General features: G+C 66.1%; 10 protein-coding genes. 8 read left to right on the top strand and 2 right to left on the bottom strand.

Annotation, left to right across the window (positions count from 1 at the left end; translation table 11 throughout):
- Window positions 1-256: 256 nt before the first annotated feature.
- The gene (locus L6D89_RS21040) at window positions 257-925 is read left to right on the top strand and encodes a TIGR04211 family SH3 domain-containing protein (RefSeq protein ID WP_236174118.1); all 669 of its coding nucleotides are present in this window, start codon (window positions 257-259) and stop codon (window positions 923-925) included.
- A 293-nt stretch (window positions 926-1,218) separates the two neighbouring features.
- Here the strand turns inward: L6D89_RS21040 and panB are convergent, their stop codons facing one another.
- Window positions 1,219-2,046, bottom strand: coding sequence for a 3-methyl-2-oxobutanoate hydroxymethyltransferase (gene panB, locus L6D89_RS21045; protein WP_236201060.1), 828 nt, complete (start codon window positions 2,044-2,046; stop codon window positions 1,219-1,221).
- Window positions 2,047-2,132: 86 nt separating this feature from the next.
- On the opposite strand from panB, the gene L6D89_RS21050 reads away from it, so the two are divergent.
- From L6D89_RS21050 to L6D89_RS21075, 6 genes are all read left to right on the top strand, one after another.
- Entirely contained in the window at window positions 2,133-2,927 is a 795-nt protein-coding gene (locus tag L6D89_RS21050) for an AraC family transcriptional regulator (protein ID WP_236201061.1), read from the top strand.
- Between the two features lie 165 nt (window positions 2,928-3,092).
- A complete protein-coding gene (gene metE / locus L6D89_RS21055; RefSeq protein WP_236201062.1) occupies window positions 3,093-5,420 on the top strand; it encodes a 5-methyltetrahydropteroyltriglutamate--homocysteine S-methyltransferase in 2,328 nt (775 codons plus the stop codon).
- A gap of 587 nt (window positions 5,421-6,007) precedes the next feature.
- Complete coding sequence (gene cobF, locus L6D89_RS21060; RefSeq protein ID WP_236201063.1) at window positions 6,008-6,781, top strand: precorrin-6A synthase (deacetylating); 774 nt, start codon at window positions 6,008-6,010, stop codon at window positions 6,779-6,781.
- Between the two features lie 135 nt (window positions 6,782-6,916).
- Window positions 6,917-7,483, top strand: a complete 567-nt coding sequence (locus L6D89_RS21065; RefSeq protein ID WP_236174123.1) for a cysteine dioxygenase family protein — start codon at window positions 6,917-6,919, stop codon at window positions 7,481-7,483.
- Between the two features lie 113 nt (window positions 7,484-7,596).
- Window positions 7,597-8,730 (top strand): HD-GYP domain-containing protein, encoded by a 1,134-nt coding sequence (locus L6D89_RS21070; protein WP_236174124.1) that lies wholly within the window; start codon window positions 7,597-7,599, stop codon window positions 8,728-8,730.
- 51 nt (window positions 8,731-8,781) lie between these two features.
- Complete coding sequence (locus L6D89_RS21075) at window positions 8,782-12,750, top strand: response regulator (RefSeq protein ID WP_236201064.1); 3,969 nt, start codon at window positions 8,782-8,784, stop codon at window positions 12,748-12,750.
- A 34-nt stretch (window positions 12,751-12,784) separates the two neighbouring features.
- Here L6D89_RS21075 and L6D89_RS21080 read toward each other — a convergent pair whose 3' ends face one another.
- Window positions 12,785-13,561 carry an IclR family transcriptional regulator gene (locus L6D89_RS21080; protein ID WP_236174126.1) on the bottom strand — a complete coding sequence of 259 codons (777 nt, stop codon included), beginning with the start codon at window positions 13,559-13,561 and terminating at the stop codon, window positions 12,785-12,787.
- Between the two features lie 176 nt (window positions 13,562-13,737).
- Here L6D89_RS21080 and L6D89_RS21085 point away from each other — a divergent pair, with 176 nt between their 5' ends.
- Window positions 13,738-14,496: an ABC transporter substrate-binding protein gene (locus tag L6D89_RS21085; protein WP_236174127.1), complete on the top strand. Its 759-nt coding sequence runs from the start codon at window positions 13,738-13,740 to the stop codon at window positions 14,494-14,496.
- Window positions 14,497-14,530 lie beyond the last annotated feature (34 nt).

The following is a 14,530-nucleotide window of genomic DNA, read 5'->3' on the forward strand; positions in this document are numbered from 1 at the left end:
CATGGACGCCTCGCCATCACGGCGAAGCGTCCATGGGCGGCCTGGGTCTTCGCATTTTCCACCACTCATCCGTGCAATTTCCTACCGGTGAACTCTCGGCATCCGACGACTGTCTGTGTGCTGTCGGCCCACCGGGTGGGATTCCTGGCCATTGGCCACCCGGCTGGTTCTGAACCCTTCGTTTCAAATAAAACGCCCGGCCGACGTTTTCGCTCCCGCAAGGCGGGTTTCGTTCCAAGTCATGTGAAGATTGCCCATGTCCCTATCGCGTCGCTTCCCCGCACGAGTTTCTCCCCTCCAGACCCGCGCCATCGGCGCCTGCCTGTTCGCCGGCCTGCTGGCAGCCGGCGCTCCGGCCCAGGCCGAGGAGCCCGCCAGCAGCGCGCGCTGGGTGAACGACAGCCTGAGCACCTACGTGCGCAGCGGCCCTACCGACGGCTACCGCATCGTCGGCACCCTGACCTCCGGGCAGAAGGTCCAGCTGGTCAGCACTTCCGGCGACTACAGCCAGGTGCGCAGCGACAGCGGCAGCACGGTGTGGATCGCCAGCAAGGACCTGCAGGAGAAACCCGGCCAGGCCGAACGTCTGCCGGCGCTGGAGCAGAAGGTCACCGAGCTGAGCACCCAGCTGCAGACCATCGACGACAGCTGGAAAAACCGCGTGCAGGGCATGCAGGAAACCCTGGACGCACGCAAGAAACTCATCGACGAACTGCAGGCGGCGCGCTCTGCGCTGGACTCCGAGCTGAACCAGGCACGCTCGCAGCTACGCGACACCCAGGCGCAACTGGGCGACGAGAACAAGCAGGTGCTGATGCGCTACATGGCCTACGGCGGCAGCATAGCCGGAGCCGGCCTGCTCGCCGGGCTGATCCTGCCGACCATGCTGCGCGTGCGGCGCAAGCGCAGCACCGAGTGGGTCTGACGCGCCACAACACCTGGCGCCATGCAATGCCGGAGACGATCGCGGACGAAGTCCGCTCCTAGGCAGACGTCAGCGTTCGCAGGAGCAACTGTCTTTTCTGGATAGTCTGTCGCTGCGTCTTCCCCCTCACCCCAACCCTGGCTGCGCGCCCCGTCAGGGAGAGGGGGCAGCCCGCAGGTTTCTGAACGGTCCCCTCTCCCCTTGGGAGAGGGCCAGGGTGAGGGATGGCCCACGCGCAAAGGTATCTCGCAGGAGCGGACTCCGTCCGCGATGATCCAGCCCTTGCTCCCGCCTCAGCGGGATGAATTCATCCCGAAGCAATGTCGCGCCTGCGGAAACTGGCCCGCGCGTACCTCGCTGGCAAAGCGTTCGGCCGCGGAGCTGATCAGCTCATCCACCCGCACGTACTGCTGCGCGAAGCGCGGAATCTGCTCGCCGGAAAGCCCCAGCATGTCCTCGCTCACCAGCACCTGCCCGGCGCAGGCGGGCGAGGCGCCAATGCCGATCACCGGTATCTCCAGACGCTCGCATACCTGCCGCGCGAGTGGTTCCAGCACGCCTTCGAGCACTACGCTGAAGGCCCCGGCGGCGGCCACGGCTTCGGCGTCACGCAGTACCCGGGCAGCGCCCTGCTCGTCCTTGCCTTGCACCTTGAACCCACCGAGGGCGTTGACCTTCTGGGGCATCAGGCCGACATGCGCCATCACCGGAATGCCACGCTCGACCAGGAAGGCGATGGTCTCGGCCATCTCCACCCCGCCTTCGAGCTTCACCGCCTGCGCGGCGCTCTCGGCGAGTACCCGCGCAGCAGCGAGGAAGGCCTGCTGTGGCGAGGCCTGGTAGCTGGCGAATGGCAGGTCCACCACCACGCACGCCCGTTGCGAGCCACGGACCACCGCAGCACCGTGGGCAATCATGGTGTCCAGGCTGACGGCCAGGGTATGCGGCATGCCATAAAGCACCATGCCCAGTGAATCGCCCACCAGCAGAATGTCGACGTGCGGGTCGAGCAGGCGCGCCATGGGTGCTGAATAAGCGGTCAGTACCACAAGGCTGCCGGCGTCGCGACGTTGGCGGATATCCAGTACTGAAAGGCGTTGTTGCGGACGATGGCTGCTCATGCGTTTTCCTCATTACGGGCTGGTTTGGGCCGGAGAAAACGCTACCATCGGCAGTTCGTGGCCCACTTCCGTGAGAGAGACAAGCTATGCCGTCGACGGGACAGGATCCTCTGGCGCTTCCCGGCTTCACCACCCTGCCCCGGCCCGTGTGGCTGCGCGCCTTCGACATGCCGGCCGGCCACAGCGTGGAGCCGCACAGCCATCCCTGGGGGCAATTGATGTACGCCGCCAGCGGAGTGCTGGAGGCCAGCACCGAGCAGCACGCCTGCCTCATCCCGCCACGCCGCGCCATGTGGCTGCCGGCAGGCGTATCCCACAGCGTAAGGGCCCGGACGGCCGTGGTGTTCCGCAGCTTCTACCTGGCCCCGGAGATCGCCGCGGGGCTCGGCCCGTGCCGCGTGGTGGAGATCTCGCCGCTACTCGACAACCTCATCCAGCGCGCCAGCGAGTTCGCCTGCGACTACCCCGACGAAGGCCCGCAAGCCCGCCTGATGCAGGTGCTGGTGGATGAACTGCACAATGCGCCGGACTCCGGCCTGGACCTGCCGCTGCCGCGCGATGCCCGGCTGCGACGGGTCACCGATCACCTGCAGGAACACCCCGGCGAGCGTCTGGGCATCGAAGACTGGGCACAGCGCGTGGGCGCCTCGCGGCGCACCCTGGCGCGACTGTTCCGCGACGAGACCGGGCTGTCGTTCCGCCAGTGGCGCGAGCGCGTCCGGCTGCTGGCGGCGCTGCCGAGGCTGGAGCGTGGTGAAGCGGTCACGCTGATTGCCGGTGAGCTGGGCTACGAATCCACCTCGGCCTTCATCGAGCTGTTCCAGCGCCAGCTCGGCACCTCGCCGGGGGCGCTGGCGCGGCAGATGCGCGGCACCGAGTAAGGGCGAGGCAGCCTGGAGGCATTGCCCATGGCGCGGCGCTGCGAAGTGCTCACCCGCGCAGCTCAACATGAAGATTTCTTGTATTCATCACGAGAACATTGAGTTTGTCTCATGATGCTTGCGCCGGGAGAATTTCCCCATCGTTGATTCATTGGAGAGATTCACATGGCGCTGGCACACAACCTCGGCTTCCCCCGCATCGGCCGCGACCGCGAGCTGAAGAAAGCCCAGGAAGCCTTCTGGAAAGGCGAACTGGATGAAGCCGGCCTGCGCGCCGTCGGCCGCGAGCTCCGCGCCGCCCACTGGCAGTTGCAGAAGAACGCCGGCATCGAGTTGCTGCCGGTGGGCGACTTCGCCTGGTACGACCAGGTCCTGACCCACTCGCTGACCTTCGGCGTGATTCCCGAGCGTTTCCGCTCGCATGGCGGCGCCAGGCCGACCCTGCAGACGCTGTTTTCCATGGCGCGTGGTGCTGCTGGAAACGACAGCAGTGCCGGTTGCTGCGGCGCCCATGGGCAACCCGTTCTTGCACTGGAGCTGACCAAGTGGTTCGACACCAACTACCACTACCTGGTCCCGGAGTTCAGCGCCGACCAGCAGTTCGAACTGAGCTGGGAGCAGCTGTTCGAAGAGGTCGATGAGGCCAAGGCGCTTGGCCACAACGTCAAGCCGGTGGTGATCGGCCCGCTGACCTACCTCTGGCTGGGCAAGACCAAGGGCGGCGACTTCGACAAGCTTGACCTGGTCGAGCGCCTGCTGCCGCTCTACGGCCAGATCTTCCGCCGCCTCGCCGCCCAGGGCGTGGAATGGGTGCAGATCGACGAGCCGATCCTCGCCCTCGACCTGCCGCAGGACTGGAAAAACGCCTTCGAACGCACCTACAACCTGCTGCAGAGCGAGCCGCTGAAGAAACTCGTGGCCACCTATTTCGGCGGCCTGGATGACAACCTGGGGCTGGCCGCCGGCTTGCCGGTGGACGGCCTGCACCTGGACCTGGTGCGCGCGTCCGAGCAGTTCCCGAGCATCCTCGACCGCCTGCCGGCCTACAAGATTCTCTCCCTCGGCGTGGTCAACGGCCGCAATGTCTGGCGCTGCGACCTGGAGAAAAGCCTGGAGGTGCTGCGCCACGCCCATGATCGGGTCGGCGACCGCCTCTGGGTCGCGCCCTCCTGTTCGCTGCTGCACAGCCCGGTGGACGTGGAGCGCGAAGACCAGCTGGATGCCGAGCTGAAGAGCTGGCTGGCGTTTGCCGTACAGAAGTGCGCCGAAGTCGCGCTCCTCGCCCGCGCCGTCAATCAGCCCGACGCCCCGGAAACCCTCGCCGCCGTCGAGCGCAGCCGCGCCATTCAGGCCAGCCGCGCCGCATCGCCGCGCATCCACAAGCCGCAAGTGAAGGCGCGCCTGGCCGCCGTGCAAGCCGCCGACAGCCAGCGCCAGTCGCCGTTTGCCGAGCGCATCGTGGCGCAGCGCGCCAGGCTGAACCTGCCGGACTTCCCCACCACCACCATCGGTTCCTTCCCGCAGACCTCGGCCATTCGCCTGGCGCGCCAGGCCTTCCGGCAGGGCAAGCTCAGCACCGCCGACTACACCGAGGCGATGCACAGCGAGATTCGCCACGCCGTGGAAATCCAGGAGCACCTGGGGCTGGACGTGCTGGTACACGGCGAGGCCGAGCGCAACGACATGGTCGAGTACTTCGCCGAGCAGCTCGACGGCTACCTCTTCACCCGCTTCGGCTGGGTACAGAGCTACGGCTCGCGCTGCGTGAAGCCGGCGGTGATCTACGGCGACCTGAGCCGCCCGCAAGCGATGACCGTGGAGTGGATCCGCTACGCCCAGAGCCTCACCCGCAAGGTGATGAAAGGCATGCTGACCGGCCCGGTGACCATGCTGATGTGGTCCTTCCCGCGCGAGGATATTTCCCGCGAAGCGCAGGCGCGGCAACTGGCGCTGGCGATCCGTGACGAGGTGGTCGACCTGGAAGCCGCGGGCATCCGCATCGTGCAGATCGACGAGGCCGCCTTCCGCGAAGGCCTGCCGCTGCGTCGCAGCGACTGGGGCCGCTACCTCGACTGGGCCACCGAGGCCTTCCGCCTGTGTGCATCCGGGGTGCGCGACGACACCCAGATCCATACGCACATGTGCTACAGCGAGTTCAACGATGTGATCGAATCCATCGCCGCCATGGACGCCGACGTCATCACCATCGAGACCTCGCGCTCGGACATGGAGCTGCTGGAAGCCTTCGAGAAGTTCGAATACCCCAACGAGATCGGCCCGGGCGTGTATGACATCCATTCGCCGCGCGTGCCGGGCAAGGACGAGATGGTCAAGCTGCTGCGCAAGGCGGCGCAGCGCATTCCCGCCGAGCGCCTCTGGGTCAACCCCGACTGCGGCCTGAAGACCCGCGCCTGGCCGGAGACGGAAGCCGCACTGGTGAACATGGTCGCGGCCGCCCGCGAGTTGCGCAGGGACGTGGCGCTGCTGGGCTGAACGCGGGTCGATGACGCCCCGTAGGGCGCATAACGCCCCAGGCGTTATCCGCCACGGCGGATAACCCGTGCCGGGTTATGCGCCCTACGTTGCTGCGACGTTGAAACATCGCGGACAGAGTCCGCTCCTACGATATACCTCTGCGCTTGGGCCACCCCTCACCCTAGCCCTCTCCCAGAGGGAGAGGGGACCGTTCGGTGCAGGATGAAACGTCGGCACTAGCCGGCACGGACTGCTCCCTCTCCCTGAGGAGCGGGGCGCGCAGCCAGGGTTGGGGTGAGGGGGAACACGCAGCGACGGACTATCCAGCCCCGTAGGGCGCATAACGCCCCAGGCGTTATCCGCCACGGCGGATAACCCGTGGCCGGGTTATGCGCCCTACGTTGCTGCGACGTTGAAACAACGCGGACAAAGTCCGCTCCTGCGACTCCGAATTCGCGCGTAGGAGCGGACTCCGTCCGCGATCGGCCTCAGCCCGCAGCGGACCATCGGCAAACACCCGCAACAGCGCGTCGATCCGGCAGATGAGCATGTCGCCGGACAGGCGTAGTCTTGAAGCCCTTCGCTCCACGGCAAACAGGCCCTACATGAAGCAGCTGCTCATCATCGGCATCGGCGCAGGCGATCCCGAGTACCTCACCGTCCAGGCCATCAACGCGATGAACCGCGCGGACGTGTTCTTCCTGATGGACAAGGGCGCGAGCAAGGACAAGCTGATCCAGTTGCGCCGCGACATCCTCCAGCGCTATGTCTCTCGCTCCGATTACCGCATCGTCGAAGCCGACAGTCCGGAGCGCGTGCGTGAAGGCGATTACGCAGGCCAGGTGCGCGACCTGAACCAGGCCAAGCAGCAGGTATTCGAACGCCTGATCGCCGCTGAACTGCAAGACGGCCAGTGCGGTGCCTTCCTCGTCTGGGGCGACCCATCGCTGTACGACAGCACCCTGCGCATACTCGACGCCATCCAGCGCGAGGGCCGCGTCAGCTTCGACTACCAGGTGATCCCCGGCATCACCAGCGTCCAGGCCCTGGCAGCGCGCCACAAGGTACCGCTCAACGCCATCGGCCAATCGGTGCAGATCACCACCGGTAGGCGCCTGGCAGAAGGTTTTCCGGATAACGCCGAAAGCGTCGTGGTGATGCTCGACGCCGAGGACGCCTACCGCCAGCTGGATGACCCGCAGCTGGAAATCTACTGGGGCGCCTATGTCGGTACAGCGGACGAAATCCTGCGCAGCGGCAGGCTCGCCGAGGTTGCTGAAGACATCCAGCGCACCCGCCGCGAAGCCCGCGAGGCCAACGGCTGGATCATGGACACCTACCTGCTGCGGCGCACGCCGAAGGACGCCGAGGGCGAGTGACGCACTCGGCGTCATCCGCCGAAATGGCCGATGACCCGTGCCGAACTATCCGTCCTGCGGCGCCGCGCAGGCTTGGCAAAAGCGGCTAGAGTGATTGGTCGTTGTGTCGCGAAAGCCCTCCGGAGCGCACCGCTCATGCCCAACGCCAGCCTTTCCCGCTTCATCGACCACGCCACGCAGCTCAGCCGACAGGAATCCGAACCTTGCCAGTGTGTCGCCTCGCTGGCGCCCTTCATGATGGAACTGCTGGCGCATGCCGGCGACTTCCTCGAGGCGCACCACTACCAGAGCGACCCGAGCCACTACGCGCGCAACCTGGTCTACCAGGCGCCTGACGACAACCTGTCGCTCTATGCCCTGGTGTGGTCGCCGGGCCAGTGGACGCCAGTGCACGACCACGGTAGCTGGGGCGTGGTGGGCATAGTCGAAGGCGTGCTGGAGGAGCGCAGCTATGTCTGCCTGTCCGCCGACCGCAACCGCGACGAGGGCATCGAACTGGTCAAGGGCGGCATGATCCTGCTGCCACCGGGAGCCGTGACCAGCTTCGTCCCCAACCCCGACCATATCCATGTCACCGGCGTCCCCGCCGACCGTCCGCGCGCGGTGAGCCTTCACCTCTACGGGCGGATGATGAACAACTACCACATCTACGACGTCGAGGCCGGCACGCGGCACTTCGTCGAAGTGGAACACAACGGTTGAGGCTGTCGCCGGCCTCTCTCCCTGGGCGAGAGGCTTGAGCGGCGCGGTCTATACTGATTTCCGCGCGCAGGAAGGAATTGCCCTGGCGCGCCCCTTTCGGCAGAGGATGGTCAATGAATGAGCCTGGTCCCGTTGTTCGTCCGACAGTCCTGATCGTCGACGATGCTCCCGAGAACCTGACGCTCCTCTCGGAGCTGCTCAAGTTGCTGTATCGCGTCAAGGCCGCCCGCACCGGCGAGAAGGCCTTGCAGATCGCCCACTCCGACGAGCCGCCGGACATCATCCTGCTGGATGTGATGATGCCCGGCATGAATGGCTTCGAGGTCTGCCGGCGGTTGCGCGAGGACCCGCGAACGAGCGGCATCCCGGTCATTTTCATCACCGCGCAGGGCACCGCCGACAATGAAATACGCGGCCTCGAACTCGGCGCGGTGGACTACCTGACCAAGCCCATCAATCCACCGACCGTGCTGATGCGCGTGGATAACCAGTTGCGCATCAAGGCCGCCGCCGACTTCCTGCGCGACCAGAACGAATTCCTCGAGCAGGAAGTGCAGCGGCGAACCCGCGAAGTGGCGGCGATCCAGGATGTGACCATCCTGGCCATGGCCTCCCTGGCGGAGACCCGTGACAACGAGACCGGCAACCACATCCGGCGCACCCAGCATTACGTCAGCGCATTGGCCGAGCACCTGCGGCAGCACCCGCGCTTCGTTGCCGAACTGGACGACGAGACCCGTCACCTGCTGTTCAAGTCGGCGCCGCTGCACGACATCGGCAAGGTCGGCATCCCGGACCACATCCTGCTCAAGCCGGGCCGACTGACCAGCGAAGAGTTCGAGATCATGAAGCAGCACACCACGCTGGGGCTCGAAGCCCTGGCGAAGGCCGAGGAGCGCCTCGGCATGGACGTGCCCTTCCTGCGCCTGGCCAAGCAGATCGCCTACGGCCATCACGAGAAATGGGACGGTTCAGGCTATCCCCAGGGCCTCGCCGGCGATGCGATCCCGCTGTCGGCGCGGCTGATGGCGGTGGCCGACGTCTACGACGCGCTGATCAGCCGACGCATCTACAAGAACGCCATGCCGCACGAGGCCGCCGTCGACTACATCCGCGGCCAGCGCGGGCAGCATTTCGATCCCGACGTGGTGGATGCCTTCGTCGCGCTGCAGGACGAGTTCCGCCACATCGCCGAGCGCTTCGGCGACCACACCGCCCTTTCTGCCGAGGTCGGCACGCCTGGTTGAGCAACCCGTGCTGTTCATCGCTCCAGGACAGACCCGCCAGGAGGCGGCCCGATGGTGAATCCCCTCGGTTTTCTACAGCAGTTGAAGCTGGGAACCCGGCTGGTGATCGGGTTTGGCGGCATCCTCCTGTTTGCCCTTTCCATTGGCCTTTACAGCCTGTACGTGCAGCGCGAGCAGAACCAGCGGATCACCCAGATCTACGAGAAGGAGATGCTCGGCCTCTCGCATATCGATGCCGCCCGCGTGGCCCTCGCGGGCATGGGCCGGAGCGTCCGCCAGGCGGTGCTCGCCGCGGACGCGGGCGCCAGGGCGCAGGCGCTGGAGCAGCTCAAGGAGGCCAAGGCGACCCTGCGCGAGGAAGTCGAACAGTCGCGTCCGCTCATCTATCGCTCCAATGCCCAGCAGGAACTGACCCGCTTCGAGGTCGCCTACGAGGAGTACCAGGGACAGGTCGACCGGGTCCTGCAGCTCAACGACCAACCCGCCAGCGCGGGCCGCTCATCGGACATCGCCGCCATTGCCCTGCTCTCCTCCACCCAGTTGCAGCGCCCCGGCGAGGTCGCCAACCAGGCCCTGTCCGAAGTGGCGCAGATCAAGCGCGCGGGTGCGGACCTGGAAGTCAATCGCGCCTCCGAGCACTTCCTGCGCAGCGTCGAGCTGACCTTCTGGTTGCTCGCGCTGTGCGTCGGCGGCGGACTCCTCTTCGGGGTCCTCATCAGCCTGTCGATTCGCCGCCCGGCGGAAAGCCTGCGGCACTCGGTCGATGCACTGAGCAAGGGCCAGCTGGACGTGGAGGTGCCCTTCCAGGACTACCCCAACGAAATTGGCGAGATGGCGCGGGCGATCACTGAGCTGCAGTCCGAAGCCCGGCAGATGGCCGACCAGCGCTGGGTGAAGACCCAGGTCGCGGCCCTCAGCACGGCAATGCAATCGGTTGCCGGCTCGAACCAGCTGGGCGATCGCACCCTCGACACACTGGCACCATTGCTGGGTTTGCGCCGCGCGACCCTGTATGTCCACGAGGAGCACAGCGCTGAACTGCTGCTGTTGGGCAGCTACGCGGCGCCCGCTGACCAGCCGCGGCGCCTGGGCGTGGGCCAGGACCTGGTCGGCCAGTGTGCGAAACAGCGTGAGCCGATTCATTTGCAGCAGCCCGCCCAGCGCTTTCAGGACGACTACGCCCCGGCGCTGTTTGTCGACGTGTTGCCGCTGATCCACGGTGAACGCCTGGTCGGCGTGCTGGCCCTGGAAAGCCCGGAGGCGCTCGCGCATAGCCGGCGAACGCTGCTCGACGAACTGCTCCCGCTGCTCGCCATGAACCTGGAAATCCGCGAACGCAGCTCACGTACCGAGCAGCTGCTGGCGGAAACCCTCACCCAGGCCGAGCTGATGGAGCAGCAGTCCCAGGCTCTGCAGGAAAGCGAGCAACGCCTGCAGTACATCCTCGATTGCAGCCCGGTCAGCGTCGCCATTTCGACCCAGGATCACCTGCACCTGGCCAACCCGGCCTTCATCGAGACCTTCGGTCTCACGGTCGGCGATGCCACGTCCGGGCTCTACGTCGAACCGGCCGACCGCGAGGTGGTGTGGAGCGCCATGCATGCCGGCGAACGGATGGTCGAACGGGAAATGCGCTTGCGCGACCGCGACGGCAAGGAACGCGACATCTTCGCCACCTTCCTGCCCATCCATCACCTGGGCGAATTCGCCGTGCTCGGCTGGTTGTACGACATCACCCAGCGCAAGCAGGCCGAGCAGCAGATGCGCCGCGCCAAGGAGCTGGCGGAGGAAGCGACGCGGGCCAAGAGCGAGTTCCTGGCCAACATGAGCCACGAAATCCGCACACCGATGAACGTCATCATCGGCATGAGCAGCCTGGCGCTGAAGAGCGGGCTGGATGCCCGGCAGCACAACTACGTGCAGAAGGTCCACCGCTCCGCCGAAGGGCTGCTGGGAATCATCAACGACATCCTCGACTTCTCCAAGATCGAGGCCGGGATGATGCACGTGGAGCGCGTCGAGTTCCGCCTGGAAGACGTGCTCGAGCAATTCTCCGGGCTGGTCGGCTTCAAGGCCGAGGAGAAGTCCCTGGAGCTGCTCTTCCAGCTGAGCCAGGAATTGCCGACCTCGCTGATCGGCGATCCGCTGCGGCTGGGACAGGTCCTGCTGAACCTGGGCAACAACGCCGTGAAGTTCACCGAGCGCGGGGAAATCGTCCTTGGCATCGAGCCTCTGGCGCTTGGCCCACAGGAGGCGGACCTGCACTTCTGGATGCGCGACACCGGCATCGGCATGACCGCCGAGCAATGCGGGCGCATGTTCCAGTCCTTCATCCAGGCCGATTCGTCCACCTCGCGCCGCTATGGCGGCACCGGGCTGGGGCTGTCGATCTCCAGGAGCCTGGTGAAGCTCATGGGCGGAAAGATCTGGGTGGACAGCGAGCCGGGCAAAGGCTCGGTGTTCCACTTCCACGCGCACTTCGGCATCCCGCCAGGCGCGGCGCCCCGGCGCATGCTGCAGGCGAGCCAGATGCTCGGCGTGCGGGCCCTGGTGGTCGACGACAACGCCTCGGCTCGGGAGATTCTCTCGGGCATGGCCTTGAGCTACGGCCTGGAAGTCGACGTCGCGCGCAATGGCAGCGAGGCGCTCGAGTGGATCCGCGAGGCCGAACTGCGGCAGCTGCCGTACCAACTGGTGCTGGTCGACTGGCAGATGCCGGGGATGGATGGCATCGAAGTGGTCGCGCGGCTGCACGACGGCCACTGCGAGAATATCCCGGCGGTGATCATGGTCACCGCGTTCGGCCGCGAAGAAGCCCTGGATGCCGCGCAGGAGCGTGGTGTCGAACTGGGCACCGTACTGACCAAGCCGGTGACGCCCTCCACGCTGCTGGAGTCGATCAATATCGCCCTGGGCGGGCAGAGCCCCGTCGAACCGCGCAGCCGCGAACGCCAGAGCGCCGCAGACGATGCCATGGCCGGCCTGGCCGGCAGCCGCGTGCTGCTGGTGGAGGACAATGAGCTGAACCAGGAGCTGGCGCTGGAGCTGCTGGGTGACGCCGGCATCGAGGTCGTGCTGGCCTGCAACGGCCAGGAAGCGCTGGACCGGCTGGCCATCGACCAGCGCTTCGATGGCGTACTGATGGACTGCCAGATGCCCGTACTCGACGGCTATACGGCCACCCGTGCATTGCGCCTGCGTCCGCAGTTGGCACAGTTGCCGATCATCGCCATGACCGCCAACAACATGGCCGGCGACCGCGAACTGGCGCTGGCCGCCGGCATGAACGACCACATCGCCAAGCCCATCGACCCGGCAGCGATGTTCCTGACCCTCTCGCGCTGGATAAAGCCGCGCCCCCGCGAAACGGCCGCCAGTGCCGCGGTGGCCATCGCCCGCGCAGACGGCCCGCTCGACCTGCCCGGTATCGATAGCCAGGCCGGACTCGCCACCTGTGCCGGCAAGACCGCGCTGTATGAACGGCTGTTGCGGCGCTTCCACACGAGCTATGCGGATTTCGCCGGCGAGTTCCGCGCGCTGGACCTGGGTAGCGACCCGCAAGCGCAACGCCGCGCCGCCCATACCCTGCGCGGCGCCGCCGGCAACATCGGCGCCCAGGCCCTGGCCCGGGCGGCGGCCGCGCTGGAAGACGCATGCCAGGCGCAGGCTTCGCAGGCACTGATCGCACGCCTGTTGCTCGACCTGCAGGCAGAGCTGGAAGTCGTCCAGGCCGGGCTCGCGGAACATCTCGCGGCGCAACCGCCAGCCATTGCGCAGCCCGCCATGAGCGACGCCGAGGCAGCCGCCCTGCTCCGGCAATTGCAGGACGCGCTGGCGCAAAGCGATACCAGCGCCGGTGACCTTGTCGGCCGCCTGCGGGACTTCTACCGGGCTTCGCCCAGGGCCGCGCAACTGGAGGACGTGGCCGCGGCCATCGAAGGCTTCGACTTCGAGCAGGCGCTGGCGCATCTGCACAGGCTGCTGGATGACGAACCCTCGGGCCTGCAGGTGCAACCCTGAGGGCATGCCGGAGCGCGCATGCCGGAACCTTGCGTCAAAGCGTCCTGATCGAGGTGCTGATGGCCCGCGCGCATTCGATCGCGGCCGGCGCCAGGCGCCGTTCGGCATCTTCGCGGGTCCAGCGGCTGGTGGGCGCCACCACGTGCACCGAAGCCACCGGGCGCCCCTGGCTGTTGCGCACCGGCGCGGCCACCGCCATGTCGCCCAGGAACAGCTCCTCGCTGTTGATCGCATAGCCCTTGCGGCGAATCTCGGCGATCTCGGCGAGGATTTCCTCCAGCGAAGTGCGGGTGTACTGGGTGTGGCTGGAGAGGTCGCTGCCCTGCAGCAACTCCAGCACTTCGTCATCGCTCAGCGCACTGAGGAAGGCGCGCCCGGAGGCGGTGCAGTACATGGGAATGCGGCTGCCGATGGGCAGGTGGATCGGGATGAATTTCGGCCCGACGAACCGCGCCACATAGAGCATGTCGGTGCGCACCGGCTCGGTGAGGTTGGTGGTCTCGCCGGTGGTCTGCGCCAATTCCGCGAGGAAGGGGTTGGCGACATCCACCAGGGTATCGGCGGCGAGGTAGTTGTAGCCGATCTCCATCACCTGCGGAGTCAGCTGGAAGCGCTTGGTCTGCGGATGCTTGCTGACGTAGCCCAGCGCCTCGAGGGTATGGATCATCCGCTGCGCGGAACTCTTGGTGATGTCGGCCGCCTCGGCTACCTCGGCCAGGTTCATGGTGCGATTGCGTGCATTGAAGGCACGCAACACCGCCAGGCCCTTTTCCAGCGACTGGTTGAACAGGCTGTTTTCGTTGTCGCTCATGTCTCGTCCTTGGGAAGGAACAGGCCTTATCAGGCCACGAATATCGATATGCGATATTTATAAATCTCTTTCCGATTCTTGTAAATCATTTATATTGCAGCCAACGCCTCCTGCCGATACTCGAGGCTATCCATAACGCATAAAGACAACAAACCGCGTCAAATGGGAGTTCATCCATGCATCCTCGCCTCCGCGTGTTTTCCTGCGCCATCGCGCTCGTCGCCAGCTGCGCCGCATCCCTTGCCGCCCAGGCCGAACCTCTGAAAGTCGGCGCCACCGCCACCGGCGTTCCCTTCACCTTCCTCGACGTCAAGACCAACAGCATCCAGGGCATGATGGTCGACTCCGCCCAGGCCGTGGCCAAGGCCGGCGGCTTCGACGTGGAAATCGCCCAGACCACCTTCGCCGCCCTGATCCCCTCGCTCACCGCGAAGAAGATCGACCTGATCTCCGCCGCCATGCTGCGCACGCCCGAGCGGGAGAAAGTGGTGCAGTACTCCGACCCGGTGTTCGAGTACGGCGAGGGCCTGGTGGTACGCGCCGACGACGACAAGGCCTACACCAGCATGGATGACTTCAAGGGCGAGATCGTTGGCGCCCAGGTCGGCACCATCTTCATCGACAAGCTCAACCAGCGCGGCATCTTCAAGGAAGTACGCGGCTACGACTCCCTCGCCGACCTCACCCGCGACCTGGCCCTGGGGCGCATCAAGGCCGGCTTCGGCGACCACCCGATCCTCGCCTACCAGATGGCCAAGGGCACGCTGAAAAAAGTGCGCCTGGTGGACAGCTACCAGCCGCAGATCAAGGGCGAAGTCTGCCTGATCCTGCGCCAGGGCGACCCGGCTCTGCTCGCCCAGGTGAACAAGGGCATCGCCAGCATCAAGGCCGACGGCACACTGGCCGGCATCATCGGCAAGTGGCACCTCGACTGAGCCTCGCCACCCTTCCGCGCTCCCTGCGCCCGGT

The sequence above is a fragment of the Pseudomonas pseudonitroreducens genome (assembly GCF_021603645.1).
GTDB classification, from domain to species: domain Bacteria; phylum Pseudomonadota; class Gammaproteobacteria; order Pseudomonadales; family Pseudomonadaceae; genus Pseudomonas; species Pseudomonas pseudonitroreducens.

What these genes read in the sequence shown, in the direction of transcription:
- L6D89_RS21070 (WP_236174124.1), top strand. Translation starts at nt 7,597, where the DNA reads ATGAATGAGCCTGGTCCCGTTGTTCGTCCGACAGTCCTGATCGTCGAC.
- panB (WP_236201060.1), bottom strand. Translation starts at nt 2,046, where the DNA reads ATGAGCAGCCATCGTCCGCAACAACGCCTTTCAGTACTGGATATCCGC.
- L6D89_RS21065 (WP_236174123.1), top strand. Translation starts at nt 6,917, where the DNA reads ATGCCCAACGCCAGCCTTTCCCGCTTCATCGACCACGCCACGCAGCTC.
- L6D89_RS21050 (WP_236201061.1), top strand. Translation starts at nt 2,133, where the DNA reads ATGCCGTCGACGGGACAGGATCCTCTGGCGCTTCCCGGCTTCACCACC.
- L6D89_RS21085 (WP_236174127.1), top strand. Translation starts at nt 13,738, where the DNA reads ATGCATCCTCGCCTCCGCGTGTTTTCCTGCGCCATCGCGCTCGTCGCC.
- L6D89_RS21080 (WP_236174126.1), bottom strand. Translation starts at nt 13,561, where the DNA reads ATGAGCGACAACGAAAACAGCCTGTTCAACCAGTCGCTGGAAAAGGGC.
- metE (WP_236201062.1), top strand. Translation starts at nt 3,093, where the DNA reads ATGGCGCTGGCACACAACCTCGGCTTCCCCCGCATCGGCCGCGACCGC.
- cobF (WP_236201063.1), top strand. Translation starts at nt 6,008, where the DNA reads ATGAAGCAGCTGCTCATCATCGGCATCGGCGCAGGCGATCCCGAGTAC.
- L6D89_RS21040 (WP_236174118.1), top strand. Translation starts at nt 257, where the DNA reads ATGTCCCTATCGCGTCGCTTCCCCGCACGAGTTTCTCCCCTCCAGACC.
- L6D89_RS21075 (WP_236201064.1), top strand. Translation starts at nt 8,782, where the DNA reads ATGGTGAATCCCCTCGGTTTTCTACAGCAGTTGAAGCTGGGAACCCGG.